The sequence below is a fragment of the Leucobacter viscericola genome, assembly GCF_011299575.1.
In the GTDB taxonomy this organism is placed as follows: Bacteria; Actinomycetota; Actinomycetes; order Actinomycetales; family Microbacteriaceae; genus Leucobacter; species Leucobacter viscericola.
On sequence record NZ_CP049863.1, the window covers coordinates 3,356,974 to 3,383,805 of the forward strand.

The window sequence follows — 26,832 nt, forward strand, 5'->3', positions numbered from 1 at the left end:
GGCGCTCTGACTAGCGTGAAATTCATCTGAATTTGGCTCGGAGAGGAGATTATGTGTGCGCCCGTCAGGTTCGATCGTGGTTCCGAGCGGACTGCATGTCGAACCGCATGAGATCGCCACCGCTGAGAAGCTCAAACAACTTGGGTATGAGGTTGTGTTCAATCGGATCAACAACGCACAGCATGCAAAGAACCCTGACGTGACAGTAAATGGTGAATTCTGGGAGTTTAAGAGTCCCCAGGGCGCAGGCGCGAGCACCATCAGCAATCAGTTCACAAGAGGTCGGAAACAGGCCAAAATCCTGGTTATCGATTTGCAGCGATGTGGGCTACTGGACAGTGAAGCTCTCGCGCAGATTGGGTATCGGTTTTTTGGACAAACTCGAATTCAGCAAGTGATGGTTTTTGACCATATGGGCAACGTGACTGAATTTCGCCTCGCTGATACACTGTAGGAAGAAGCGGCAGCCAGTTCACCGTTGGGGTCGAAAGACCCGGACAGGCCAGCCGCTTCTCTCGTTGCTGCGAGTCTGCGAGGCAGAAACCGCGTCTACGCCTTCGGCTGCTGCTGCGTGATGCAGTGAATGCCGCCGCCGCGCGCGAAGAGCGGGCGGGCATCGATCCCGATCACCTTGCGGCCGGGGTACACCTCACGAAGTGTTGCGAGCGCTTGATCGTCGGCGGGATCGTCGAAGGAGCACGCGAGCACGGCGCCGTTAATGACCACGTGGTTGATGTAGCTGTAGTCGACCCAGCCTTCTTCATCGCGCAGTGTTGTGGGCGCAGGGATATCGATGATCTCGAAGCCGGCGGAGCGATCATCGCGGTAGCGCTCGGCGACCTCGCGGTTCGCCCGGGCGATGGTGTGGTCGGGGTGCGACTCGGAATCCTGACGGTGCATGAGCAGGTGGTCCGGGGTCGCAAACGCCGCGAGAATGTCGGAGTGGCCGCGGGTGCCGAAGGTGTCGTGATCCCGTGTGAGACCGCGAGGAAGCCACATGGCGCTCGTTGCGCCAATCGTGCGGGTGAGCTCTGCCTCAACCTGCTCAGCAGTCCAGTTTGGGTTGCGGCCCGGATCCAACTGCACGGTTTTGGTGAGGATCACGTGGCCGGTGCCGTCGACCTGAATTCCGCCACCCTCGTTTGTCATTTCTGAGTTGATGAGGGTTGCGCCTGCGGCTTCGGCGACGATCCGGCCGATGTGCTGATCCTTGTCCCACTGCGCCCAGTCTTGCCCGCCCCAGCCGTTGAAGACGTAGTTGACGGCGCCGAGTTCCCCGTTCTCGCCGAGCACGAAGCTCGGTCCGATGTCGCGCATCCACGCGTCGTTGAGAGGTGCGGTAAGCGTATCGATCTGGCTCGAGAGGTAACGGGCCGCGACTGCCTCGTCGCCCGGATTCACAACGACCGTGACCGCCTCAAACTCGCTCGCGGCGTTGGCGACTGCGGCCCAGGTGGTGCGTGCCTCTTCGACCTCAGCTTCGGTGTCACCGAGTGTGTAGCCGGTCGTGGGCCATGCCAGCCAGAGCCGTTCTTGCTCGTGTCCTTCAATAGGCATGCGCCACGTAGTCATCTCGAGATCTCCTGGGTGAATGGGGACATGGATGTCATCATCCTAGCCTTTACTGGCGGAGTGACCAATAAGGGGAGCCAAGACTTCTGCCTGAGGTTATTCATCTATAAATAAATGAAATCGCTCAAAATGGACATGCTCGAATGAATTTACTCAATCATTTGTTGAGTTTTAAAACATCTAGATGTAGGTTGTATCAGACCGCACTCGTGTGAGTGCGGCTTCTCTGGCCAACGTACAAGGGAGTACCTGACGACCATGGATACAGCGAACCCAACTGTCGAACACACCGATCACGACGAGGACGCGGCACATCTCGCCTCACTCGGTTACAGCTACGACACAACGTTTAAACGTGAGATGAGTTTCTGGGGCAACGTTTCACTCGGATTTACCTACCTCTCGCCTATTGCGGGCGTGTACTCGATGTTTGCGATTTCACTCGGACAAGCGGGTCCGCCGATGGCGTGGGCGCTCGTTATCGCGCTCGTCGGCCAGTTCTTCGTCGCCCTCGTTTTCGGTGAGGTGGTGTCGAACTACCCGGTGGCCGGCGGAGTGTATCCGTGGTCAAGGCGTCTGTGGGGCCGCAAGTGGGCCTGGATGAACGGCTGGATCTACGTCGTTGCCCTCATCGGCACCATCGCGGCCGTCGCCTACGGTGCGGCGCCATTTGTCGCCTCGGTATTCGGTGCAGAACTCGATGCGGGCGGCACGGTACTCATTGCGCTTGGCACCCTCGTGATCGCCACGATTCTCAACTTCATGGGCACCCGAGTTCTCGGCATGGCCGCAACCGTCGGGCTCATCGCAGAGCTTGTGGGATCCGTTGTGATCGGCGGCTACCTGTTGCTCTTCGGTCGTCAGCACGATTGGTCGATCCTGTTCGATAACCAGGGCATTGGCAACGATGCACCGGGTGGCTACCTCGGAGCGTTTGCCGCCGCCGCGCTGATCGGCATGTTCGCGTACTACGGGTTTGAGGCGAACGGCGACGTTGCCGAGGAGATCAAAAATCCGAGTATGCGTGTGCCGAAGGCGATGCGCATGACGCTCTACATTGGCGGATTCGCCGCGAACCTGCTCGTGTTCTCGCTTGTGCTTGCCGTTCCCGATTTTGGTGCGGTTGCAAGTGGTGAAGTGACCGACCCGATTGGTGTGCTGCTGCACAACGCATTTGGCCCCATCTTCCCGCTGGTCATGCTGGTGATCGTCGTGGCGTTCCTGTCGTGCATTACGAGCCTGCAGGCCGCCGCAAGTCGCCTCGTGTACTCCATGGCTCGCGACCACTTTTTGCCGGCGTCGCACGTGCTCTCGCGGTTCAACGAGCGTCGCCACGTGCCCCACAATGCGCTGCTGGTGGCTGGCCTGTTTCCCGCGGCGGTTGTTGTGCTCTCACTGTTTCTCGAGGACGCGCTCACCGCGATGGTCGGGTTCGGCACGGTCGGCATCTACGCCGGGTTCCAGATGGTCGTGCTTGCTGCACTGCGCGCCCGCATACTCGGTTGGAAGCCCGCCGGAAAATTCCAACTGGGCTTCTGGGCGTACCCCGTCAACATCGTCGCACTGGTGTGGGGTCTCGCCGCGGTGGTCAACATTATCTGGCCGCGCCCGACCGGTGGTGGTTGGGCCGAGGACTACCTGCTGATCATGACAACCGTCGGAGTTGTCGCCGTTGGGTGGATCTACATGCTCGTTTCGAAGGCCTACGCGCGCGGTGACGCACCAGCGGGTGACGCGAGCGGTGCCATCAAAACGGTTGTGCGCTAGTTCGGATGGCTGACGTGGCGAACAGCGGCGGTCCGCTGATTCCAATGGTGGTTTCGGTGACCTTTCCCGGTATTGGACCTGCCGCGCAGCAGATGCAAGACGAGTTCACGCGCATCGCGTTTGACGCGGTGCGCCTGGCGGGAGGGCAGCCGAGACTCATCGACTCGGCCGCCCCGGCGCTCGCGAATACGGAAGACGTGTTCGCGGGCGCCGCCGCCATCGTGTTTCTTGGTGGCGGCGACGTCGACACATCGCTCTACGGTTACACCGGTCCACCGCCCCAGAACGAGTACGGTGTCGACAGGCGGGCAGATGAGTACTGCATCGATCTGATTCGCGAGGCGGTGGCGCGGGACCTGCCAACGCTCGCTATCTGCCGAGGATCCCAGCTGCTCAATGTCGCTTTTGGCGGCACCCTGATCCCAGACATCGAAAAGTGGGAGCAACACCGCGGCGGTTCAGGATCACCGCTGTTCATTCACGAGGACGTGCGCCTAGAGGGAGACTCCGAGATCGCGCGGATTCTCGGCCGCACTGAAATTACCGTGCGCAACGGGCACCACCAGGCCGTCGCCGAGGTGGCTCCGGCGCTCAGTGCCACGGCGTTCGCTCACGATGGCATTGTCGAGGGCACTCAGCATCGCGAGGCGAGTTGGGTGCTCGGTATACAGTGGCACCCTGAGGAGCCGGAGGCAAACGTTGCCGATCGAGAGCGTATTTTTGGGGCCCTCGTGGAGCGGACGCGAGGCAGCAAGCCCTGACGCACGCGCTGAGGCAACAGCCGAGCACTCCAGTACTATCGAACATCGGCGGCGCTGCATAGCCTGTTTTCATGACCGAAGAAGTTCGTGCCGCAGTCCAGAAGTACGTTGATGGCTGTGTCGCCGCCGATCCCAAAGCGGTTCGCGACGCGTTCGATGAGAACGCCACGATGTGGGGATACCTCGGCGATGACTACGTGACCATGAGTGGCGAGGAGTTCGCCGCGAACGTGGTCGGCTCAGCCGAGCCTGCTACCGGGGCCTATACCGCGAACATTCACGGCATTGAAATCACCGGCAACGTTGCGAGCGCGATCCTCGAAGAAGAGCAGTTCTTGGGCGCGAATTTTCGCAACCACTTTGGGTTGCTGCGGCGCGACGGCGCGTGGCGCATCGTGAGCAAGGTGTTCACGACCGTCTAGCGCGCCGAACGATCCCGCCCCTACGCGGCAGCTGGTTCGCTTGCCACCTCGAGCACACCGGGCAGCCACTCAAGCGCGAGGTCGCTGCCGAGATCCCACGACGAAGCGTCGTGGCGGCCGTACTCGCCGACACGAACGGCGCCCTGTGCGGTGAAGCGGCGATCAATGTGCTCGCTGCCCTGGCTGTAGGTTGCCTCGTAGAAGGTGTCACCGAGGCCAAACATGGCGTAGTGCAGGCCTGTCAGATCGGGCAGCGCGGCGTCGAAGGCCTCGGCGAACGGGATTGCGGTATTGGGCAGATCGCCGTCGCCGTGAGTTGAACACACGACCAGGTAGAAGCGCTCCGGGGTGAGGTCTGCGGGGTCAACATCCTGCAGATCGTGCACCTCGACATCGAGTTCAGTCTCGCGAAGCTTGGCGCCAAGATCCTCGGCGATCAACTCTGAGTTGCCGGATTCGGTGCCGTATAGAACTGTGAACTTCACTGGGGTCTTCCTTTCTTCAGAACGCATATTGAAACGGAGGCGGGCTAGGACTGGCCTCGCGCGATTGCAACCATGCGGTCGTGGTCTGAAATCTTTTGTCGGATTCGACTTGCCGGAGCAAGCTCACGTTCGTGAGCGTCGAGCGTGAGCCACTGGTTGTAGTCAATGGCTCGTGTTCGCAACTCGGCGGGTAGACCCTCGAAACCGAGTGTAGCCGCCGAAACCGGGAGTGAGCCGGAGGTCGTGTCTGCGACGATTTCCTCGGCAACAGATTTGGCGCAGGCGCGATTTTCGGGGATAGCTCCGCGAGGGCCGCGCTTCGCCCAGCCGGTGCGGTAGAGGCCGGGTTCAACGCGACCAATCTCTGCGTTACTGGCGTGGGTGGTGATCAGCTCAGTGAACGCGCCCGTCGGCGCAAACCCGATTGCCGTCAGGGTCGCGGAGGCGGGCACGAGCGTTACTGTTTCACCCGAGGTGAGCTCGATACCCTCGACCGCAGTGTCACCGAGCACCCGAAGCGGCGACATGCCAAAGCACAGCGTGACTTCGGGGCCACCCTGAGCGTCACGGTCCGCTGAGAGGAGCTCTTCAAAGGCGGCGACTCGCGCCGTTTCGGTGCGATCGAGGTCTCGATCTGATGGCACCTTACTGAGTGGTTCGGATGCCTCGTGAAGCCGATAATTAGCCCGAGGAAGCGTCGCGAGTTCGCGAAGCATCTGCGGGTCGCCCTTTGAGAGTGCGGCTGCAGAGCGGCTCACGAGTGTGATGCGTTTCGCCGGGGCGGCGAGATAGCGTTCGAGGAGCGGGTCTGCAATGTCGCTCGCCTCGTAGTGCTCACGATCCTTCACCAGAAAACGCAGGAGGTCGAGGGCCACGTTGCCCGCACCAACAATCACGACGTCATCTCCGAGCGCGGGAAGCTCTGCGGTTTCGTCGGGATGCGCGTTGAGTGCGCGGGTGAGTGAACCCGCGCCGATGACTCCGGGGAGCGTGTCGCCGGGCACGCCGAGTGCGTGATCGCCGCTCAGACCCGTTGCGATCACCACGGCGTTGAAGTGCTCGCGAAGCTCGTCAAGACTCAGATCCCGCCCGAGCTCGATGTTTCCGGCGAAGCGTACGTTGGGGGATTGAAAGAGTCGCTCGAACTGGCGAGTGATGGCCTTGGTGTGCTGATGGTCGGCGGCAACACCGTAACGAATGAGGCCGTAGGGGGATGCGAGTCGATCGAAGATCACGATCTGAGCGTCCGGCAGGCTGCGCAGAAGGGACTGCGCCAGGTAGCAGCCGGAGGGGCCGCTGCCAACGATGGCGACGTGGAGGGGGTGAGTGCCCGTCATCGTGGCTCCTTTGCGTGTGGTGGTGTGCGAGTCCGCATCTCAATAGCGTAATTGTAACCATAAACATTCGTTGTGTGAATGTTTTATTTCTCAAGTCGTTCAGTTCGCGGCCAATTTCATATCTGCACTTGCGTTTTAAATCATTCAGATATAACTTATTTCAAGAATTGCTTCGTCGTTGAAGACGCGGCAGGAAATTCGACAAAGGAGTACGGATGACCAACAGCATCGATCTCGCAGACGTTGCCAACTTTGACGCGGCGTACCTCGACATCGCGTCCCCAGACTTCGCGATGAGCTCAGAAGCGGTCCGGGATGCCCGCGAGCGCAACTGGTACGCGAAGACCAACTACGGCATCGGCGTGCTGCGTTACCGAGAGGTCACCGAGCTGCTCAAGCACCCGAGCCTGAACCAGGGCAGTGCCAAGTGGCCGGATCACCACGGCGTTCACAGCGGAATCTTTTACGAGTGGTGGGCCAAGAATCTCCTCGTGCTTGAGGGCGAGGAGCACCACCGCATCCGCCGTCTGCTGAACCCCGCGTTTTCACCGACGACCGCTCGTCGCCTTGAACCTGAATTCGCCGATCTCGCGAATGAACTGATCGACAACATTAAGGCGAAGGTCGCGCGCGGCGAAGCGATTGAGTTTGTCGCCGACTTCTCGGAGCCGTTTGCAACTCGCGCGCTCTGCACCATGATGGGGCTGTCGCACGAGCACTGGCCCTTCATCGCGGATCGCGCCAACACCGTGGGCTACGCCCTGAGCGTTGAAATTAAGGAAGACATCGAGAAGATCGACGTTGCCGTTCAGGAGCTGTATGACTTTGTCGATCAGCTCATCCAGGAGCGGAAGGCAAACCCCGGTCAAGACGTGGTCTCGCGTCTCGTGCAGTTCAGCGAGGCGGGCAACAAACTGACGGATGCCGAGCTGCGCAACGGACTCGTGCTGATGCTGTTTGGGGGCATGGATACCACCCGCAACCAGATCGGACTCGTGCTGCAAACGTTCATGCGCAACCCGAATCAGTGGGAGCTGCTCGCTCAGAACCCGGAGGAGCTTGCCAAACCCGCGCTCGAAGAAGCCCTTCGCGTGAATCCAACAACTCGCTGGGTAACCCGTGAGGCCAACGAAGACTTCGAATTTGAGGGCCTGCGCATCAAGAAGGGCACGACCGTGCACCTCTTTACGATGGCGAGTGGCACCGATCCCGCGGCCTACCCCGATCCCGAGATCGATATTCAGGCCAAGGATCGCGAGCCGCACCACACCTTTGGTGGAGGGGTGCACCACTGCCTCGGGCACTACATCGCGCGTGCCGATATGGGGGTGGCACTGCCGCTGCTCGCCCAGAATTTCACCAACATCACCTGCCCCGGTGGCGACGAGTGGTTGCCCGACTCCGGCAACCACGGTCCCGTTCGCCTGCCCATCACCCTTTCGGTACGCAAAGGAGCGTAACTATGCTGCAAACCATTGACCCGCACGTAAACCTCCAGCCTTCCAACGATGAAAGGGCTCACATGCCAGACCTCAGTTCGGGCGGGCGCTTCGGCGCCGCGCTCCGCGAGATTCTCGCCGACACAACGGCTTTCTCGCGCCACCAAGAGGCGAACATGCGCCCCGAAACGGTCGAGGCGCTTGGCGCCAAGATCGTCGACAGCGGTGTGAAATACATCTACTACATGCTGCCGACGCTCGGCAGCCGCACCGTCGCGAAGGTCGTGCCGGCTGAGCTCTACAAGCGCATGCTCAAGAAGGGGATCGCGTTCCACCGCACCGCACTCACCGACCTGCAGACGAGCCGCGAGGGTGAACTGATCGGTGGTGGTGTCGACGCGCACGAGTTCTGGGGGCTTCCGGATCCGGAGACCTTCCAAGTGTTGCCCTGGGACACCGAGGTGGGCAGGATCTTCTGCACCGCCTACGATCCGCCGCACCTGGACGAGGGCGGCGGGCGTCTCATTCCGCTCGACACCCGCGCGCTCTTCAAAGCCGCGCACCGCGGATTCACCGAGCGCACCGGCCTCGAACTGCGCAGCGGGCTTGAACCAGAGATGACCTGGGTAGGCCCGGGCATCGAGGTGGTTTCCAAGGAGGATCAGAGCCCGGCCTACCAGGTCGAAAACCTCGAGAAGATGCGTCCCGTGTACAAGAAGGTCATTAGCTACGGCCAGGCCCTCGACTTCACCATGATTCAGGGTGACTACGAAGACGACGGTCAGATTGAGCTGAACTGGGACTACGACCGCGCCGAGCTGACGGCCGAGCGCATGACAACCTATCGTCAGATCTGCAAGCAGGTCGCGCGCGAGCTCGGTCTGCAGGCGAGCTTCATGGCGAAGCCCTATAACGGCAAAATGGGCAACGGGTGCCACCACAACCTCAGCCTGTGGCGGGTGACCGGAGACGGTGAAGACGAAAACGTCATCGAAGACGGTCGAGTTGAACTGCACGCGACCGAAACGGCCCGCCACGCAATCGGTGGCATGCTGCTGCATACCCCCGGATCAATGCTCGTGATGGGGTCAACGGTCAACTCCTACAAGCGGTACTGGGACGCGGGCCAGTTCGCACCCTCCGGCGCCGACTGGGGCCTCGATACACGAGGTGTTGCGATCCGCATTTCGGCAAACGGCCGTATGGAGTACCGCCTGCCCGATGCGAGCGTCAACCCCTACCTCTCGCACCTGTACCTGCTCGCCGCGATCGAGCACGGGCTCGAAGCGCAGCTCGACCCGGGTGACCCGGGGGAGCCGAGCGCGGTTCTCGACGGGGTCGTGGTGCCGAACACCCTGGGCAGCGCGATCGAGGCATTCGAAGCGGACGAGTATCTGATGGGCGCGATCCCCGAAGAGCTCACGCGTATCTTCTTGCAACTGAAGCGAGATGAGTGGGCGCGCTACTGCGGCCAGATTTCACAGTGGGAGTTCGATCAGTACTGGGAGGCAATTCCGTGAGTAACAATATTGAGGATGGCAACACCATCCGCAAGATTCGTCTTGCCTGCATCGATTCAGAGGCACTGCCGCTCTTCGCGAAGAGCCCCGATGGTGTGACCCGTGACGGTTACGAACCCGAGGCTGCGCGGCTCGTGTTAGACCGCATTGGCGCCGACATCGAGTGGGTCATGCTGCCGTGGGAAGAGATGATCCCGGCGGTGCGCCGCGGCGAAGCCGACGCCGTGTGGTGCGGTCAGGGCATGACAGCCGAGCGCGCCGCGCTCGTCGACTTCACACACCCCTACGCGGTGTTCAACGAGACGCTCATCGTGCGCGCCGACGATCCTGCCCGCGCCGCCGAGCACCTCGACGGCTACAGGATCGGCGCCATCGCCAACTCCACCAATATGAAGCTCGCCGAGACCTTCCCCGGTGTTGAACTGGTCAGCTTCGGAGCCAGTGACGATGTGTTCGGCGACATGATCGAGGCAACTCGCTCGGGCGCCATTGACGGGTTTGTTGACGATGACGTGGTGATGATCCCGCTCGGCAAAGAGGACCCCGATTTTGTGGAGGCCTTCACTGTGCTCACCGGCAACCGCTGGGGGATCGGCGTCGCGCCCGGCAACGATGCGCTGCGCAGCGAGATCAACGTGGCGATCGAGGCGGTCATCGCAGACGGCTCGCTAAAGGCGGTGTGGGGCAAGTGGATGCCGCTGCTGCCGTTCCCGCTCGAGCCCGCGCTGCTCGCAGCGACCGAGGAATGAGCCAGATGAGCGTTCCGCGCATTGGCGTGACCGGCATGTGGTCAAACCAGATTCACGGTCTGCGCTTTGACGGCAGCGCGGTGTCTTCCGCCGTGCTCCGTTCCGTCGTGCGCGCTGGTGGTGAGCCCCTCACGCTGTTTGCCGAGGGGCCGTCACCCGCTGCCGAGCGGCTGCGCGGTCTCGATGGGCTGCTGGTCCCTGGAGGATCCGATGTCGATCCACGTCGTTACGGAGAAGAGCCGGGGCCCGCGACCTCCGTTGCGGATTTTGCGGCTCAGGATCAGTTCGAGGCCGACATGATCGCCGCCGCGATGGAACGTGGAATCCCCGTGCTTGCAATCTGCCGTGGGTTCCAGCTGCTGAACGTCGAGCACGGCGGAAAACTCGTGCAGGATCTGCCCGCTGACAGTCCACACCGCAACAGCGTGCACGAGGTTGCGATCGAACCTGACTCGTTGCTCGCGTCAGTTGTGGGTTCAGTATCACTGCCTGTTTCTTCGTATCACCACCAGTCGATTTCGACGGTTGGAATGGGTCTCCGGGTCGCCGGTCTCGCACCGGACGGAGTTGTCGAGGCACTGGAACACGAAACGGCTGAGTTGATCGCGATACAGTGGCATCCTGAAGACACCGCCGCGGTTGAACCCGCGCAACACGCGATCTTTCGCTGGTTGGTTGATCGTGCGCGAGTGCTCGCGGAAAGAATGGAAACGAGGGAGATCGCAGTATGAGCGACGCACGCGTGCTTGTCGTAGTGCATCAGGCGGATGCAGGACTCGGGCTTTTCATGTCGAGCCTGACTGAGAGCGGCGTTGAACTCGACCGAGTTGGGCCCACGAGCGATAAACCTGTACCAGACACACTCGACGGCTACGACGGACTCATCGTGCTCGGCGGATCAATGGGGCCAACCGACGACGAGCAAGCGCCCTGGCTGCCCTCAACCCGCGCCCTGCTGGCGGCCGGTGTTGAGCAGCAGGTGCCGACCCTCGGTATTTGCCTCGGTGCGCAGCTCATGGCAACGGCACTGGGGGGCCACGTACGAACGAACCCCGAGGGGCCCGAGGTCGGGCTGCAGTCGGTCGCGTTCTCTCGCGAAGCCGCGGGAGATCCGCTGTTCGGCGAACTAAGTGACTCGACTGTGCCCGCGGTGCAGTGGCACTGGTTGGAGGCGGATCAGCTGCCAGAGGGAGCGACACTGTTGGCGTCGAGCGCAGGCTGCCAGAATCAGGCGTTCCGTGTTGGTCCGCGCGCCTGGGGCGTGCAGTTTCACCCGGAGGCTCTGAGCCAGACCGCGAGTGATTGGGCTGCGGATGACCCTCAGGGGCTCGCGGAGCTCAACCTCGTGGCCGATGAAGTGGTGGAGAGGGTGCGCGCCGCTGATCCCGAACTGAACAAGACCTGGTCTGGGATGGCCTCGCGGTTTGCGGAAGTTGTTATCGGAGGCGCACGATGACGTCGCCTGCGTCTGACACGGCGACCGGTGTGGCGCTCGATGAGTTTGTGTACCAGTGGGTGCGGGACCGCATCATTGACGGCACAATGCCGCCCGGCAGCCGGATCCGCGAGCGCGAACTTGCCGAGCAGCTGCAGGTGTCGCGTGTTCCCATTCGCGAGGCGTTTCCGCGCCTCGAGTCCGAGGGCTACATCAAGAGCAATCACCGACGGGGTGTGGTGGTGGCTCCGATGGAGCTTGAAGAGATCGTCGAACTGTTTGAGGTGCGGCGCTCGCTTGAGGTGCTCGCTGCGCGGCTCGCCGCGGAGTACTGCGCCGGCGGGGGCTCTGGCGAGGCGCTGATGGCGACACTCGAAGAGGCCGAGGCCGTGATCGCCCGCGGCGACGGAGATGAGATTGCCGAGGCGACGGCTGCGATCCACGACGGGATTGTGACACTCTCGAACAACAGCCTGCTGCAGACCCTGATGGTGCCTGTGCGGGCTCGCACGCAGCGGCTGTTTCACATCGTCACGGAGCGTGACGAGCGCCACCTGCACCACGAGCACCACGACCTGTGCACCGCCATTGTTGCCGGTGAGGTCGAGCGCGCTGCGGCGCTGGCGCTGGCGCACGTTGAGCACAGCCGCTACGAGACGATGCCGATTGTGAAGCGGAAGCTTGAGGCTGAATAGCGTAATTGTGTCATCCTGCGCGAGCGCAGCGAGTCGCAGGATCTACCGCAAGACAGGCTGCCTTTAACTGAAGGTTCAGCTTTGACCGGGTAGATTCTGCGACTCGCAAGCTCACGCAGAATGACACGGTGTCTAGGCGATCTTCTCGGAGAGCGCGACGAGCGCCTGTTGGAAGGCCTCGACGGGCGGGTGAACGATGCCCGCGCCGATCATGCCGATTCCCGGATCTTTGTGGGCGATAGCGGTGTTGATGAGCGGCAGGATGCCGGTCTCCATCACCTTGCGCACGTCGATGCCGCTGGGTACCCCCATGAAGTCGAGTGCCGGGATCGTGACGTTGGAGTTGTTGCCCGTCGTGATCTCGTTCATAGTGCGCGAGTAGTTCATCGCGTCGTCGACAGTGCCGCCAACGAGCGCGACGATTGCCGGAGCCGCGGCCATGGCGAAGCCGCCGATGCCGAAGGTCTCGGTGATCGCGGAGTCACCCATGTCGAGCCCCGAGTCTGCCGGGGTGTAGCCCGCGAACATGGGGCCAACGACCTGCTGCGCGGGGCCGGTGAACCACTGGTCGCCGGTGCCCGAGACGCGAATGCCGAAGTCGACACCGTTGCGGGCCATCGCCGTGACGACGGTCGAGTTTTCGATGCCGTTTGCCGCGTCCATGGCGGCCTTCGCCGTCACCATCCAGGTGGGGCCAGAGAAGTAGTCGGACGAGGCGACAAAGTCGAACACCTCGCGCTTCTCCTTCGTCGAGAAGTCGGTCTCGACGATGTACGGCGTGAGCGCCTGAATCAGTAGCGTCGTGCCGGCGACGTTGCGGTTGTGTGCTTCGTCACCCATGTGCAGCGCCTGCGACAGCAGCAGGCGCAGGTCGATCCCGTCGGTGTTGAGCTCCATTGCCGCGGAGAGCATGGGGCCGAACACCTCGCGCATCCAGTTCAGACGGTCGATGACCGACTGATCGTTGGCGCCGAAGCGCAGAATCTTCGAGAGCTGCTCGGAGAGGTTCGTGAACGCCCTGTTGCCGTGCGTGCGGTTCGTGACCTGGTGCACCCACATGCTCGCGCTCGTGACACCGGCCATCGAACCGACCGACTGGTGTTCGTGGCAGGGGGAGAAGGTGATTTCGCCTGATCCGGCAAGTTCAGCGGCCTCGCTCAGATCTTTTGCGAGGCCCTCGAATACGAGCGCCCCGGTGACCGCACCCTGCATGGGGCCGCACATGCGCTCCCACTCAATCGGCGGGCCCGCGTGCAAGATCGTCTTCTTTGTCATGCCGGGCACCGTGTCGATGGCCTGGCCGAACCCCTCAAGGAAGGGCTGCGCCGACAGAATGCGATCGAGTGCTACCTGGTTGGCAGCGTCGATCTTCTCGGCGAGTTCGGGGCGTTCGAGGCGGGAGAGCGCCGAGATGACCTCGGGATCGCCGCCGCCGGGCGGGGTCCAGTCCATCAGAACGGGGTCGGCGCCCTGCGTGCGCAGGTCGTCGGCGAACATGTCCAGGCCGAGGTTGACTGGCTTGAGGGTGCTGGCGAACAGATCGTTGATGCTCATCTGATGCTCCTTAGGCGACGAATTCGCGGGCTAGCAGGCCCAGGTTGGTGGAGGAAGAAGAAATGGTGACGCCTGCGGCCTCAAGCAGTGCAACCTGCTCAGCGATGGCCGGGGTGTCGAGGTCGGTGCCGAGCACGTAGCCGAGAATTTCGAGGTGCTGACCGCGGGCTGCCGCGATGGCCTTCGCTTCGGTGATCGCATCGATAGTGACCCCAACGGGATCCTCGTGTGAACCGTAGCCGAGCACAAAGTCCATGGCGATGACACCCACGGAGGGATCCTTCGCCTCCTCAACGATGCGCTTCAAACGCAGGGACGGATCGATCATCGGGTGCGGGCGTCCGTTCGTGAAATCGTCGTCACCCATGTCGAGGAAGGTGTGCTCCCGCGACGGATCGGTCGCGCCGAGAACGCGAGCCGGATCCTTCTGGATGTTCGAGTAGACGTTGTCGAACTTTTCGATTGCGGCAAACATGGCCTCGTCGCAGAGCGTTCCGCCGCAGAAGAGTCCGCGGATGAAGCGCTGCTCGGGGGCGAGCTTCGCGCGCACCTCCGCGATCAGGGGAAGGTTGAGCGGGTGCAGGTCGAGTGTGGACTCATCGATGCCGCTCGCAACAACCGCCGCGAGTGCTGCGGGTTTGGTGCCCTGCACGATGCGCACGTTGTCGTAACCCGATTCGGTGCGCGATGAGCCCAGGAAGGTAACGATGACAGGCTTCGACGCGGCGCCCGCAACGGCGAGCACCTTCTCGGCGACCTCCTCGGCGGGCGGCTTCGAAACGATCAAGATAACTTTGGTTTCGGGATCGGCATCGAGTGCGCGGATGCCATCGATCATTGAGATGCCGCCGATCTCGGTCGAGAGATCCCGGCCACCCGTGCCGATCAGCTGCGAAATGCCGCCGCCGAAATCGTGGATGCGCGCCGAGACCTCTTGGCTGCCGGTGCCCGAGGCCCCGACAACACCGATGGAGCCGCGGCGCACGGCGTTTGCGAAGGCGAGCCCGGTGCCGTTGATGATTGCGGTGCCGCAGTCGGGTCCCATCACGAGCAAACCTTTTTCGTGAGCGAGCTGCTTCAGCTCGAGCTCGTCTTCGACCGACACATTGTCAGAGAAGATCATGACGTTTTTGTTGGCGTTCAGGGCCTTACGAGCCTCGCGAGCCGCGAATGCACCGTTCACTGAGATGAGTACCAAGTTTGAATCGGCAGCGGCTTCAAACGCGCTGTCGAGGGTGCGGTAGCGGGTCTCGGAGGCAGTTGCACCGCCGTCGTTTTTGCGGGCGATGATGTCATCGACCGCGGTGATCGCGCTCTCAAGCAGCGCGTCTTCCGCGTCAACGATGATCATGAGGTCACTCGGCTTCGCCTCTTCGATCGCGGCATCCGTGATGTCGAGGTTGGCCAGCACCTCCTTGTTCATCGGCGTCGCCATGGCAATAAATGCCTGCGAGACGCCATCGACGCCGTTTGCCTTTGTGCTCATGGACATGAGCGAGACCGAATCAAGGTAGGTGTTCTTGCGAATACTGATGTGCCGGCTCATCGGATTCCTTTCCAGAGAGGATCGCAGGGGTGTGCGTCCTTATTGCTAATGGTATGCCAAAAATGGAACAAGCGACGTGTTTTGCGCAATTTGTGGCGATGTGCGCAATCTTTGGTATACAAAAACCTGCTAGGCTGAGGGTGTTCCACGAATGTTGGAGTTTGGATCCCCACCCCGGGGTGCCTGAGGAGGAAGCCCATGCGCGCTGTCGTCGCACTCGGAGGAAATGCACTCGCCAAACGTGGCGAGCCCATGACTGCCGACTACCTGCGTAAGAACGTGCGCGAGGCCTGCACCGCGCTCGCGCAGTTCGCCACCGAAAACGAGGTTGTCATCACCCACGGCAACGGCCCGCAGGTTGGACTGCTCGCGCTGCAGAATCTGGCCTACCAGGATGTCGCGGCCTACCCCCTCGATATCCTCGGCGCCGAGACGCAGGGCATGATCGGCTACGTTGTGCAGCAGGAGCTCTCGAACGCACTCGGCGGCAAACGAGAGGTGACAGCGATCCTCACCACAACCGTGGTTGACGAATACGATCCGGCTTTCGACCGCCCCACCAAACTCATCGGCCCACAGTACTCGGCGCACGACGCGGCCGAAGCCGCGGCCGAGTACCGCTGGACCATCGCTAAAGACGGCGACGCCTTCCGTCGTGTCGTTCCCTCACCCGTTCCGCAGTCAATCGTGCAGGCACCACTCGTGAGTCGTCTGCTCGAGGCGGGCAGCCTTGTTGTCTGCGTTGGCGGCGGCGGTGTTCCCGTGAAAGAAGAGGGATCGGGGCGGCGCGTTGGTGTGCAGGCCGTTGTTGACAAAGACGCGGCGAGTGCCGCGCTTGCCGCCGACATCAAAGCCGACATGCTCATCATGCTCACCGACGGCGACTTTGTGAGTGAGAACTGGGGCACCCCCGAGCAGCGTGACATTCTCACCGCTTCCGCCGATGCGATCTCGCAGATCCCCTTCGCTGAGGGATCGATGCAGCCGAAGGTTGATGCCGCGATTCGCGTGGCGCGGGCCGGTGGCCGAGTGCTTATTGGGCCACTCGACCGGCTCGACGACCTGCTTGCGCGCCGGATCGGCACGGAAATTGTGCCGCAGCTTGACGAGGGTATTCGCTACGCGAAGCAACCCGTCAAAAAGACCGCATAGCGTCATGTTTGAGAACCCGTCAAGAACTCGCCCGGTTGTGGCCGACGAGATCTGGCGGCCCGTATTAGCTGAGGCGGCTCAGCAGGCCATTCACACGACGGTTCATAGCGCATTTGATCACGCGGTAAACATCGTTGTCGACGGTGAGCTGCTCACCCTGCTCGCGAGCACCGGGCGGCCGCAACCGGGAGCCATGATTACCTCTCAGAGGCATTTCGTGGGCGTACGCGCGGGGGAGGCCGTCGCTCTTCGCGAACATGCGGTCGTGCTCGGGAACGCCGGTAGCTCAGCGCTGGCGGTGGACGTGCACGGGATCACGTACTTTACCTGTCGCGTCGAACCGCTCACCGCGAGCGCGCTCGAAACTCGGGATCCGTTTGACGACGGAGAACCTCCCTACAGCATTGATCCTCCGGGAGCGTTCACCCCAAACCCCTCTCAGCTCCCGTTCGATCGCGCCGTCGCTGTTCGGCTCCAACACGCGAGATCGGCATTTTCCCTCGCCCTCGCCGGGCAGCTCTCCCAACGCCCCACCTCCCCTCTCAACAGCCTGCGCCGGGCCATCGCCGATCTCATCGGTTTGGGGATAGGTCTCACCCCGTCTGGTGATGACTATCTCGTTGGTGCACTCGCGACACTCTCCCTGCACCCCGACTCAGCAGATGCGCGACTCGCAGTCGCCGTGTGCCTGAGCGACCTCCTGCTTGGCTCCGATGGTGCTGGACGCACCACGGATATCAGTCGACACTTTCTTATCGCGGCCTGCAAGCGCTCATTCCACCATGACCTTGCCGCGGCGGGCCGTGCTCTGCTCGAACATGATGCGAGGGCGATCTCTGAGACGTTTGCAGCCACTGCGGCAATCGGATCAACCTCGGGCTCAGACGCGCTCACCGGCCTCGTTGATGCCCACAATCTTTTACTTCGACCCATCCCAGGGCAATTGCCCGCGAACCTGAAAGTGAATACCCATGACTGAAACCCTGTGGCCCGAGCTTGTCGCAACCGCCTCCGCCGACGAAGTGCGTGCGGCGATCGCAGCCGGCGCCGATCCCAGCGCAACGGCGACGACCGAGCAGCAGCGATCCTCTGCCGCCCTGATCGCGGCGCGCGCCCGCAACTTCGACGCTCTCGATGCGTTGATCGAGGCGGGTGCAGACATCAACGCGCAGAACCGCGTCAAACTCAACCCGTTTTTGTGGGCGTGCATTAACGACGACATTGAAGTCGCCCGTCACATGGTCGCCGCGGGCGCCGACATTGAGCGGAGAACCCGGTTCGACGGCTACGGGATCCACCCAACCTCTGAGAAGGGGTATGTCGAGCTAACGCGCTACCTCGCAACGCTGCCCGACATGAACGTGAACTACACAAATCTCTGCGGGTGGACTCCACTGCTAGAGGCCATCATTTTGCGGGAGGGCGATGCGGCCCAGCAAGAGATCGTACAGATATTGCTCGACGCCGGAGCTGACCCGAAGATGGTCGACCAGTGGGGCGTCTCACCACTGCAGCACGCGGAGAAGCTCGGATTTACCGAGATCGCCGCGCAGCTGCGAGAGGCCGGCGCCTAGCTCTGAGAGCTGGGTCGGCCGCCAAAGCCGCGAACGTGCCCCTCAGGCGGGCAGGGCACGGTCGTAGCACTCCCCAGGACCCGCCACCATGCGCCCAGCGCAGAAAGCGAACGCCACAATGACAGACACAGAAACCCGAGGTCTGATTGACCCGGGCGCCGAAGCCGTCGAGCAATACCGCTCGCGCGGCTACGTTGATGATGTGCTGCCGATCCGCCCCATGGATCGCACCTGGAAAGTGCCGCAGTTTATTACCGTGTGGATGGGACCAATCCACAACATTCTGAGCTACTTCACCGTGATGACGTTCTTCGCTCTCGGGCTGAACGCGTGGCAGGTGGTTGGCGCGATCCTGACCGCCGCCGTGATCGTTTCGGTGGGGTATGTGCTGAACGGGCAGGCTGCCGCAAAGTACGGGGTGCCGTTTGCAATGCAGGTGCGTGAGGCGTTTGGTCACAAGGGCGCACTGATCCCGACCTGGATTCGCGGCATCATTGCGGGCTTCATGTTCTTCGGAATCACCAGTGTCTCGTCTGCGCAGGCCTTTGACGTCGTGTTTGACACGATCTTCCCGGGATTCCTGCAGATTGGTGGCGGCGCCGAGTTCCTCGGGCTGCCGATTCCGACCCTGATTTCTTACGTCATCACCTGGGTGATTACGGTCGGTCTGTTCCTCGCCGGGCAGAAATTTCTCGGTAAGTTCAGCACCTGGGCAAACCCCGTCGTGTACGTGCTCGTTGTCATTGCCGTGGTGCTTGCCGTGATTAACGCAGGCGGCCTTGGCGAGACCTTCTCGGTGCGTGTGGTTGATAGCCCGGTGACTCCGATCATCTTCATCACCTGCGTCTCAATGCTGGTCTCGAACTGGGCAGGCCCGATCGTGAACACGGGAGACTACACTCGCAACGCGAAGTCGCTGCGAGCGCCCGCCATCGGATTCCCGATTGGTGTCATCGGATCGTATCTGCTGTTCGCGCTGGTCGCGGTCTCGTTTGTGGCATCGCTGCAGGTGGCGACAAACGGCAACTTCGACATCAACCGCCCGGGTGTGTTTGTTGAGGCGATCAACTCGATCGGCAACCCGTTTGTGGTCGTGGTGTTGATTATCGCGATGAACGTGGGAGCTGTTGCGTTTGTGGTGTTCGGAAACATGCTGCCAGCTGGCCTGCAGTTGGCCGCACAGTTGCCGAAGTTCTTTACGGTGAAGCGCGGTGCTCTGCTGACCGCGGTGATTGGCACACTGATTCTGCCGTGGCAGTTTGTTGAGAACACCAACATGCTGTTCCTGTTCTACTCGATTATCGGGTCGCTGTTCGGGCCCATCGTCGGCATCATGCTGTCCTCGTACTTCATCGAGCGCCGTCGCCGAGTAGACATCCCCGGCATCTACGCGGACTACCGCGGGGGCGAGCGCGGATCCCTCCCCGCTTACAACTGGCGTGCGATCGCGGTACTGGCGATCAGCTTTGTGCTCACCATGAGTGGACGTTTGCCCGGGGTGTCGTCCATTGAGTTCTTCGCTCAGGTCAACAACCTGGCGTTCTTCTCTGGCCTCATCATCGGCTTTGTGGGCTACACCCTCACGCTGCTTGCCGGGCGCCGGAATGCAATCCCCACCTCTAGCATCTAGTAACTAGGAGATCATCATGGACAACTACTTCAAACTCGCCTGTGACGCCACGATCGAGGGCATGCAAGCCGGCACCGGTGGCCCCTTTGGTGCCACGCTTGTCGACGCCTCCGGAGAGGTGATCGTCGCGGTGGGCAACACCGTGCTGCGCGACACGGATCCCTCCGGTCACGCCGAGATGGTGGCTGTGCGCGAGGCCTGCGCCAAGCTCAACACGCTCGATCTCGCGGGCACCACCATGTACGCGACCTGCGAGCCGTGCCCCATGTGCGTCGCCGTCATGATGTGGGCGGGAGTCTCGAAGTGCTTCTTCGCCTCCACCCGTGTCGATGCGGCCGACAACGGGTTCTCGGATCAGCACCTGCGCGACTACCTCGACGGCAGCGATCCCGCCGCCTTCGACATGGAGCACCTCGACGAGGGCCGTGACGACTGCGCCGAGATTTGGACTGAGTTTCAGCGTCTGAACGCGTAGCGCTGTCGGGCCTGGTTCGGCTCGGCATTGCGTCTAAAGTGCGCTCCAGCGCCGAGCCTGCGGCTGTGAACCGCGGGCTCGGCGCTGGGGTGCGGGCTCGGTGGGCAGCTTGCCGCGCAGATCAGAAACGGCCCGCAACCTCACCAGATTGGTGGGTTGCGGGCCGTTTGTGCGTGTGTTGCTAGCTGTTGGTCGAGTAGACGGTGCTGGATCCGCCTCCGCTCGCGCGACGGCCGGTGCGGCGCTGGCCGCCCTGCTGGCCGCCGGAGCCGCCCTGGCCACCGCGGGTTTGGCCGGATCCTGAGCCCTGACCGTTACGGCTCTGGCCGGATCCGGAACCTTGACCGCGACCCGAGCCCTGACCGCGCCCGGAGCCCTGACCGCGCCCGGAGCCCTGACCCCGACTCTGGCCGCCCTGGCTCTGATTGTCTGATCCACCGCGGCCGCCGCGCGAGCGCTTGCGCTTTGCGTTAGCGCCCTGGCTGCGACCCTCACCCTGGGGTGCATGGCCCGCAGCGCGCTGCTGAGCGTTCTGGTTAGCGGCACGCTTGCGCTCGATCTCCTTGGGATCGAGGCGCGGCGCCACCTCGCCAATAAGCGCGAGCACCTCCGGGTCGATGTTCGCCGCGTTCGGGTTCACGTGACGGGGTGTGACCTTGATTTTGGCCTGGCGCAGCAGCGACTTCATCTCGCCGCGCTGTTCGGGCAGCACGAGGGTCACAACGTCACCCTCGTTGCCCGCGCGGGCGGTGCGGCCGGAGCGGTGCAGGTATGCCTTGTGCTCGACCGGGGGATCGATGTGCACGACCAGGTCCACACCGTCGACGTGCACGCCACGGGCAGCAACGTCGGTCGCAACGAGCACGCGCGCTTCGCCACTGACGAACTCGGCGAGGTTGCGGTCGCGCGCATTCTGCGAGAGGTTGCCCTGCAGCTCCACCGCGGGGATGCCCTGTGCGGTCAGCTGCTTGGCAAGACGCTTCGCCTGGTGCTTCATGCGCGTGAAGAAGATGCGGCGGGCGGTGCCGCTCGCGAGCGCCTCGATGAGTGCGTCCTTGTCGGACTTGCCCGAGACCTCAAACACGTGGTGCGTGAGCTGGGGCACGGGGGACTCTGCCGAATCGACCGAGTGCATGATCGGATCGTGCAGGTACTTCTTGACGATGTTGTCTACGCCGTTGTCGAGTGTGGCGCTGAACAGCAGGCGCTGGCCGCGCTGCGGGGTCTTGTTGAGAATGCGGGTGACGACGGGCAGAAAGCCCATGTCGGCCATGTGGTCGGCCTCGTCGAGCACGGTAATTTCGACCGAGCCTAGGTCAACGATGCCCTGCTTCATGAGGTCATCGAGGCGGCCCGGAGCGGCAACGACGATATCGACGCCGCGCTCAAGCACCTCTTCCTGGCGGCGCTGCGAGACGCCCCCGAAGATGGTCGTGACGCGTACGCCAACTGGATCAGCCAGAAACTTGATGGTCTCCGCGATCTGCGTGACGAGCTCACGAGTCGGGGCGAGCACGATGGCCCGCGGCTTGTTCGGACGACGCTTCTGCGCCACGTTCTCGGCGAGGTTTGCAACGAGCGGGATCCCGAACGCAATGGTCTTGCCTGATCCCGTGCGTCCGCGGCCGAGCACGTCGCGGCCAGCGAGTGTGTCGGGCAGGGTGTCGCGCTGGATCGGAAACGGTGCAGACTTGCCATTTTTGGCGAGTGCGTCTGCGAGGGGTGCGGGAACGCCGAGATCCAGGAAGGAGGGCGTTGCTGGAGTGGTCTGTTCGGTCACTGGGACCTTTCATGCTTGAGCAGCCGACGGTGCGCACGCTCGAAATATTCCGAGGATCTGTGACGATCTAGAGAATACGGAACCGCAAACACCGTGCGTCGCTGCAAAATATCGAGTGCGCGGGATCGCGCATCCGTTCGCCGCGGATCGGGCCGAACGGCGCCCAGGCCTGTGATGCTGGCGGGCGGTGCGGTGAATAGCGACGCGTGGCGTTTTCACGCCAACCGCACCAGCCTAGCTGGTTTCTCGAATGGGTGGGCTGTGAATCTCCCTGCGGCTTCGAGGCTCGGGATCACCGCCCGATCACCGTGCGGGAAATTTTCGGGGTGCAGCACTGTCGTTACAGTACGTGTGTCTGGCATGATGCAAACATGGCACGCATTCACATTCGCGAATTTCACGATGACGATCTCGATGCAGTTGTGCGGCTGTGGTGGGAGGCGCGCACCTCAGCGGAACAGCCGGTTTACTCGCTCGCAGAGGTCACCGCGTCCTGTCGCGAAGATCACGCGGTTGTCGCGGTGCGGGACGATGAGATCGTCGCGGCCGCTGTGGGACGTGCGGCGCACGCACAGGGCTGGGTGGTGTTCTTCGGGATCGAGGAGGGCGCTCGTTCAGAGAACGTCTCCGGGGCCCTGTTCGATGCGCTTGAGCGGCGGATGGCGCCACTCGGGCTGTCGACGCTCTCGGTGCTGATGCCCGAGGGGAGTCGCCTTGAGATGCTGACTTCAAACGGGTTTGTCACCCGGCACAGCCTGCGTTATCTGGAACGGCAGATGCCCGTGCAGCGACGTGAACTCGACCTGTTGAAGGACGTGGGCGGACGAGTGCTGCCGCGCCATCTCTGGGGAAACGTTGCCGGTATGCGGCACGAGAAGCAACTGCTTGAGGAGCGCCTGGTCGCGCCGCTAGCCCAACCCGATCTCGCGGATCGCTACGGCGTAGTGCCGCCGCGTGCCGTGATGCTGTTTGGGCCTCCCGGAACCGGCAAAACAACGTTTGCCAAAGCCGTGGCTTCTCGCCTTGACTGGCCCTTCGTTGAGGTGTTCCCCTCGCGTCTGGGCGACGGGGTCACAAGCATGGCCGCATCCCTGCGCGAGACTTTTGAACAGATCGTGCAACTGGAGCACGCGGTGGTGTTTATCGACGAGGTTGAAGAGATTGCCTCGCAGCGGCGCGGTGATCCGCCCTCTCCCACGCAGGGAGTCACAAACGAGCTACTGAAGATTGTCGCGGAGTTTCGGGATCGCGAGGGCCTCTTGCTGGTGTGCGCGACGAACTTCGTGCGAGCACTCGACGCGGCGTTCCTACGCCACGGGCGGTTCGACTACGTGCTGCCGATCGGACTACCCGACGACGAAGCGCGCAACGCGATCTGGCATCGGTATGTGCCCGCCGAGATCGCCCAGGACGTTGACGTGGCGGCACTTGTCGCGGCCAGCGCAGGCCTCACACCCGCGGACATCGAGTACGCTGCTCGCCGCGCCTCGCAGGATGCGCTCGCACGCGCGCTGCGTGCCGGAGTGCGACAGGAAGACGACTCGGCGACCGAGCTTGCGACCTCCGACTATCTCGCCGCGCTCGGTGTGACCCGCGCTACGGTCTCGGCCGAAGAACAGGCTGCGTTCCTTGAAGACATTGAGGCCCTCGCACGATTGTGAGCGAGGGCCCGTCTCAAAGTTAGACCAGCTTGTTGTCCGCCAACCACTTTTGAGCGATCTTCGCCGCGGATTCCTCATCGTTCACGCTTTCCCCGTTGAGGGCAATGAGATCTTCGGGACTCATAGCGGCGCTGATCTTGTTGATAATCTTGGCGGCCTTCTCGTCGACACGGTCGCTCGCGAGCGGCACGACATGTGAAGCCAGGAACACTCCCTTGGTGTCTTTGAGCGATACAAGATGGTTCGCGCTGAGTGTTGGGTCGGCAGTGTAGATGACAGCGAGTTGAATCGAATCGTCTTTCAGGGCCTTGACGGTGAGCGGCCCGCCGCTGTCTTCGATCGGGGTGAATCCGACATCTTTGATGCCGTAGAGATCTGCGAGGCCCTTTGGTCCGTAGGGTCGCGATTCCGCTTCGGAGTTAGCCCCGAGCGTCAGCGGGGTTGTCACGTTTGAGAGGTCGGCTACGTCCTTCAGCTTCCACTTGTCGGCGAAGTCCTGCGTGACCGTGTAGCTGTCCTGGTCCGTGGCCGGAGACTGCTCAAGCACACGCAGTCCCTTCGGGGTGGCCTTGGTCAGCGCGGCGTACACATCGTCAGAGAGGCGTGCCGTGGTGTCGGGCTCCCAGTACTGCAGCAGATTGCCGGTGTACTCGGGGAAGAGATCGATCTTGCCCGCTTCGATCTCGGGCAGGTAGACCTCGCGCTGGCCGATCCTGAACTGCCGATCAACCGAGTAATCAGCGGATTCGAGCGCCTGTGCGTAGATCTCGGCGATGATCTCGTTCGAGTAATAGTCTTGCGAGCCAATGACGATGGTGCTGTCCTTGGCCTTCGTGTCGTTGTTCGACTCGGTTGCCAATGGGTCGCTTGAGCCACAGGCTGAGAGTGCTAGCACCCCTGCGGTTGCCGCCGCGAGAATGGCCGCGGAGAGTGGGAACGAACGTTTGCGGTTGGAGCGAATCATGGAGTTGAACCCTTCCGGCGGAGGTGTAGGTGTTGAACAGTGTTGGTTCGATCATGGTTGGTTGCATCGCTGAGTTTCTTCGAGCCCGAGGTGCCGCCAGGATCCCGAACCCGCTGCGCAGCCCGTTGGCAGCACGCGAGCACAACATCCAAGGCAAGTGTCAGCGCAATGACGAGTATCGTGCCGCCGAGCATCTGCGGGTAGTCCCTTGTCTTCAGGCCGGCAAAGAGGTAACGGCCCAGTCCAAAATCTGCGGTGTAGGCGGCGAGTGTCGCCGTTGATACAACCTGCAGGGTCGCTGCCCGAATGCCCCCGACCAAGATGGGGAGCGCGAGCGGTACTTCGACGCGCAGAATGACCTGCGTCGGACTCAACCCGATCGCTCGAGCAGCGGAGGGCAGCGTGGGATCGACTGACTGCACCCCCGCGTACGCCCCGGCTAGGAGTGAGGGGATCGCGAGGACAATGAGCGCGAGAAGTGGCGCAGCGAGACCGATCCCGAACGCCAGTCCCAGGAGCGTCAGCACACCCAGCGTTGGCAGGGCGCGGGCGGCGCCGGTAAGCCCACCCACGAACCCTGCGCCGCGGCGAGTGTGGCCGATGAGCACACCGGCCGGAAGTGAGATCACCGCGGCAAGGAGCACCGCGATTGCGGTGATCGCGAGGTGTTGACCCAGTCGGGTGGGTATCCCGCTGGGCCCGGCCCAGTTGGCGGGGTCGGAGAGCCACGCGAGAGTCTCGCTGAAGAGGTTCACTGGGCGACTCGCGATCGGACTGTTGAACCGGCGCGCGACCGTGGGCCGCGCTTGGACCGGAGCGCCCGGGCCCAGGGCGAGAGCCCCCTGCCCAGCGCGATGATGAGCACGTCACACACCAGCGCAAGCGCAACCGTTGCCAAGACGCCAACCCAGACTTCTGCGGCGATGCCGCGCTGAAATCCGTCGGTGAGCAGCGTTCCGAGACTCGACACACCAATCAGTGCTCCGAGCGTCACCAGACTGATGGTTGAAACCGCGACAACTCGAACACCCGAGATAAGAACGGGCAGCGCGAGAGGCAGGTCAACCCTCCAAAACAGCCCAGGTTGCGAGTACCCAATCGCGACCGCCGCTTCGCGCACCTTTGGGTCAACCGAGGCGAACGAATCGGCTGCTGAGCGCACGAGAAGAGCAACACCGTACACGGTGAGCATAACCACCATGTTTTGCCAAGAACGGAGGGGGACACCGAGCGCCACAGGAATGACAATGAGAAGCGGCAGGGCTGGGATCGAGTATGCGAGGGCGGCCGTGGAAAGAAGCGGGCCGCCAATTCTTGGGCGCCGAAATGCGAGTCGGCCCAGGGGAACGGCAATCAGTGTTGCAAACAGAATCGGAGGAAGGCTCAGGCGGAGGTGATCGGCCATGAGTTCGACAACCCGAGGCCAGTTTTCAAGCAACCAGCTCACGAGTTCAGCACTCCAACTGCGCGGCCGTCTTCATCGACCGCAATTTGACGTCCATCCACCTCGAGTGTGTTGAGTCGTCGCTCGGCGCGATCCGCTCCGATAAATTCACGTACGAAGCTGTCTGCCGGGTTCGCCATAATCTCTGCTGGCGTGCCACGCTGCGCGATCCGCCCGCCCTCGCGCATCACCACGACCTCATCGCCGAGCAAAAAAGCCTCGTCAATATCGTGGGTCACAAACACGATCGTTTTGCCAAGTTCCGACTGGAGCCGGATCAGCTCTCGCTGCAACTCGCGTCGAACAATCGGATCGACAGCGCCAAATGGCTCATCCATGAGCAAGATATTGGGGTCAGCCGCGAGGGCGCGTGCCACGCCAACTCGCTGCTGTTGGCCGCCTGAAAGCTGAGGCGGGTACCGTTTTCCCAGTGCGGGATCGAGGCCGACGCGCTCAAGCAGCTCGCGAGCGTCTTTTCTGGCTTCTGCGCGCGATCTACCCTCAAGCACGGGCACAGTCGCAACGTTGTCAATGACTGTGCGGTGGGGGAGTAAACCACCCTGCTGCAGCACGTAGCCAATCGAGCGTCGAAGCTGCACCGGGTCGCGATCCCGCACGTTTTCGCCGTCGATGAGCACCCGCCCCGCGGTGGGTTCCACCATTCTGTTCACCATGCGCAAGAGAGTGGTCTTGCCCGAGCCAGATGAACCGACAAAGACCACAGTCTTGCGAGAAGGCACGGTGACCGAAAAGTCACTGACAGCTTCGGTGCCGTCAGCGTATGCCTTTGAAACGTGCTCAAACTCGATCACGCCACACCTCCCGGTTGGTCAATCGACGCGCGTCCGTTCCACCCTAGCGCGCAGTGCA

At 62.4% G+C, this 26,832-nt stretch carries 26 protein-coding genes; 16 read left to right on the forward strand and 10 right to left on the reverse strand.

The features are described 5' to 3' along the window. Window positions 1–55 precede the first annotated feature (55 nt). Window positions 56–454 carry a CdiA C-terminal domain-containing protein gene (locus G7068_RS14680; RefSeq protein WP_166292642.1) on the forward strand — a complete coding sequence of 133 codons (399 nt, stop codon included), beginning with the start codon at window positions 56–58 and terminating at the stop codon, window positions 452–454. A 95-nt stretch (window positions 455–549) separates the two neighbouring features. Here G7068_RS14680 and G7068_RS14685 read toward each other — a convergent pair whose 3' ends face one another. Further along, complete coding sequence (locus G7068_RS14685; protein WP_166292643.1) at window positions 550–1,572, reverse strand: agmatine deiminase family protein; 1,023 nt, start codon at window positions 1,570–1,572, stop codon at window positions 550–552. Window positions 1,573–1,830: 258 nt separating this feature from the next. Here G7068_RS14685 and G7068_RS14690 point away from each other — a divergent pair, with 258 nt between their 5' ends. The 3 genes from G7068_RS14690 to G7068_RS14700 all read left to right on the forward strand — a co-directional run bounded on the left by G7068_RS14690 (window position 1,831) and on the right by G7068_RS14700 (window position 4,522). After that, a complete protein-coding gene (locus tag G7068_RS14690; protein ID WP_166292644.1) occupies window positions 1,831–3,339 on the forward strand; it encodes an APC family permease in 1,509 nt (502 codons plus the stop codon). 5 nt (window positions 3,340–3,344) lie between these two features. Then, window positions 3,345–4,100 carry a gamma-glutamyl-gamma-aminobutyrate hydrolase family protein gene (locus tag G7068_RS14695; RefSeq protein WP_166292645.1) on the forward strand — a complete coding sequence of 252 codons (756 nt, stop codon included), beginning with the start codon at window positions 3,345–3,347 and terminating at the stop codon, window positions 4,098–4,100. A gap of 71 nt (window positions 4,101–4,171) precedes the next feature. Then, the gene (locus G7068_RS14700) at window positions 4,172–4,522 is read left to right on the forward strand and encodes a nuclear transport factor 2 family protein (protein ID WP_166292646.1); all 351 of its coding nucleotides are present in this window, start codon (window positions 4,172–4,174) and stop codon (window positions 4,520–4,522) included. A gap of 20 nt (window positions 4,523–4,542) precedes the next feature. Here G7068_RS14700 and G7068_RS14705 read toward each other — a convergent pair whose 3' ends face one another. Then, complete coding sequence (locus G7068_RS14705; RefSeq protein WP_166292647.1) at window positions 4,543–5,007, reverse strand: flavodoxin domain-containing protein; 465 nt, start codon at window positions 5,005–5,007, stop codon at window positions 4,543–4,545. A 44-nt stretch (window positions 5,008–5,051) separates the two neighbouring features. Next, window positions 5,052–6,344, reverse strand: coding sequence for an FAD-dependent oxidoreductase (locus G7068_RS14710; protein ID WP_166292648.1), 1,293 nt, complete (start codon window positions 6,342–6,344; stop codon window positions 5,052–5,054). A 215-nt stretch (window positions 6,345–6,559) separates the two neighbouring features. Between G7068_RS14710 and G7068_RS14715 the strand changes: the two genes are divergently transcribed. From G7068_RS14715 to G7068_RS14740, 6 genes are read left to right on the forward strand one after another with little or no spacing between them, the layout of a single operon-like run. Next, complete coding sequence (locus tag G7068_RS14715; RefSeq protein ID WP_166292649.1) at window positions 6,560–7,804, forward strand: cytochrome P450; 1,245 nt, start codon at window positions 6,560–6,562, stop codon at window positions 7,802–7,804. A gap of 2 nt (window positions 7,805–7,806) precedes the next feature. Beyond that, entirely contained in the window at window positions 7,807–9,303 is a 1,497-nt protein-coding gene (locus G7068_RS14720; protein ID WP_244304540.1) for a glutamine synthetase family protein, read from the forward strand. Beyond that, entirely contained in the window at window positions 9,300–10,052 is a 753-nt protein-coding gene (locus G7068_RS14725; protein ID WP_244304542.1) for a substrate-binding periplasmic protein, read from the forward strand. Before G7068_RS14720 ends, G7068_RS14725 begins: the two co-directional genes overlap by 4 nt. 5 nt (window positions 10,053–10,057) lie before the next feature. Next, window positions 10,058–10,783: a gamma-glutamyl-gamma-aminobutyrate hydrolase family protein gene (locus G7068_RS14730; RefSeq protein ID WP_244304544.1), complete on the forward strand. Its 726-nt coding sequence runs from the start codon at window positions 10,058–10,060 to the stop codon at window positions 10,781–10,783. Beyond that, window positions 10,780–11,508 carry a type 1 glutamine amidotransferase gene (locus G7068_RS14735; protein ID WP_166292651.1) on the forward strand — a complete coding sequence of 243 codons (729 nt, stop codon included), beginning with the start codon at window positions 10,780–10,782 and terminating at the stop codon, window positions 11,506–11,508. The genes G7068_RS14730 and G7068_RS14735 overlap by 4 nt, the downstream gene beginning before the upstream one ends. Then, the gene (locus tag G7068_RS14740; protein ID WP_166292652.1) at window positions 11,505–12,182 is read left to right on the forward strand and encodes a GntR family transcriptional regulator; all 678 of its coding nucleotides are present in this window, start codon (window positions 11,505–11,507) and stop codon (window positions 12,180–12,182) included. Before G7068_RS14735 ends, G7068_RS14740 begins: the two co-directional genes overlap by 4 nt. A gap of 132 nt (window positions 12,183–12,314) precedes the next feature. Here G7068_RS14740 and G7068_RS14745 read toward each other — a convergent pair whose 3' ends face one another. Next, the gene (locus G7068_RS14745; RefSeq protein WP_166292653.1) at window positions 12,315–13,736 is read right to left on the reverse strand and encodes a YlbE family protein; all 1,422 of its coding nucleotides are present in this window, start codon (window positions 13,734–13,736) and stop codon (window positions 12,315–12,317) included. A 10-nt stretch (window positions 13,737–13,746) separates the two neighbouring features. Further along, a complete protein-coding gene (gene fdrA / locus G7068_RS14750) occupies window positions 13,747–15,282 on the reverse strand; it encodes an acyl-CoA synthetase FdrA (RefSeq protein ID WP_166292654.1) in 1,536 nt (511 codons plus the stop codon). 198 nt (window positions 15,283–15,480) lie between these two features. Between fdrA and G7068_RS14755 the strand changes: the two genes are divergently transcribed. From G7068_RS14755 to G7068_RS14775, 5 genes are all read left to right on the forward strand, one after another. Then, window positions 15,481–16,434, forward strand: a complete 954-nt coding sequence (locus tag G7068_RS14755; protein ID WP_166292655.1) for a carbamate kinase — start codon at window positions 15,481–15,483, stop codon at window positions 16,432–16,434. A 4-nt stretch (window positions 16,435–16,438) separates the two neighbouring features. Next, window positions 16,439–17,413, forward strand: coding sequence for an oxamate carbamoyltransferase subunit AllH family protein (locus G7068_RS14760; protein WP_166292656.1), 975 nt, complete (start codon window positions 16,439–16,441; stop codon window positions 17,411–17,413). Next, window positions 17,406–18,008: an ankyrin repeat domain-containing protein gene (locus G7068_RS14765; protein WP_166292657.1), complete on the forward strand. Its 603-nt coding sequence runs from the start codon at window positions 17,406–17,408 to the stop codon at window positions 18,006–18,008. The genes G7068_RS14760 and G7068_RS14765 overlap by 8 nt, the downstream gene beginning before the upstream one ends. A 118-nt stretch (window positions 18,009–18,126) precedes the next feature. Then, window positions 18,127–19,638, forward strand: a complete 1,512-nt coding sequence (locus G7068_RS14770; protein WP_166292658.1) for a cytosine permease — start codon at window positions 18,127–18,129, stop codon at window positions 19,636–19,638. Window positions 19,639–19,654: 16 nt separating this feature from the next. After that, complete coding sequence (locus tag G7068_RS14775; protein ID WP_166292659.1) at window positions 19,655–20,113, forward strand: nucleoside deaminase; 459 nt, start codon at window positions 19,655–19,657, stop codon at window positions 20,111–20,113. A 181-nt stretch (window positions 20,114–20,294) separates the two neighbouring features. Here G7068_RS14775 and G7068_RS14780 read toward each other — a convergent pair whose 3' ends face one another. Next, window positions 20,295–21,893 (reverse strand): DEAD/DEAH box helicase, encoded by a 1,599-nt coding sequence (locus tag G7068_RS14780; RefSeq protein WP_166292660.1) that lies wholly within the window; start codon window positions 21,891–21,893, stop codon window positions 20,295–20,297. A 371-nt stretch (window positions 21,894–22,264) separates the two neighbouring features. Between G7068_RS14780 and G7068_RS14785 the strand changes: the two genes are divergently transcribed. Beyond that, a complete protein-coding gene (locus tag G7068_RS14785) occupies window positions 22,265–23,554 on the forward strand; it encodes an ATP-binding protein (RefSeq protein ID WP_166292661.1) in 1,290 nt (429 codons plus the stop codon). Between the two features lie 19 nt (window positions 23,555–23,573). On the opposite strand, the gene G7068_RS14790 is transcribed toward G7068_RS14785, so the two are convergent. The 4 genes from G7068_RS14790 to G7068_RS14805 are packed head-to-tail and all read right to left on the reverse strand — an operon-like array spanning window position 23,574 to window position 26,774. Further along, on the reverse strand, window positions 23,574–24,518 hold the full coding sequence (locus tag G7068_RS14790; RefSeq protein ID WP_166292662.1) for an ABC transporter substrate-binding protein: 945 nt from the start codon (window positions 24,516–24,518) through the stop codon (window positions 23,574–23,576). Further along, entirely contained in the window at window positions 24,515–25,273 is a 759-nt protein-coding gene (locus tag G7068_RS14795; RefSeq protein WP_166292663.1) for an ABC transporter permease, read from the reverse strand. Before G7068_RS14795 ends, G7068_RS14790 begins: the two co-directional genes overlap by 4 nt. Continuing rightward, window positions 25,270–25,965 (reverse strand): ABC transporter permease, encoded by a 696-nt coding sequence (locus G7068_RS14800; protein WP_166292664.1) that lies wholly within the window; start codon window positions 25,963–25,965, stop codon window positions 25,270–25,272. The genes G7068_RS14795 and G7068_RS14800 overlap by 4 nt, the downstream gene beginning before the upstream one ends. Further along, window positions 25,962–26,774, reverse strand: a complete 813-nt coding sequence (locus G7068_RS14805; protein ID WP_166292665.1) for an ABC transporter ATP-binding protein — start codon at window positions 26,772–26,774, stop codon at window positions 25,962–25,964. The genes G7068_RS14800 and G7068_RS14805 overlap by 4 nt, the downstream gene beginning before the upstream one ends. Window positions 26,775–26,832: the final 58 nt, after the last annotated feature.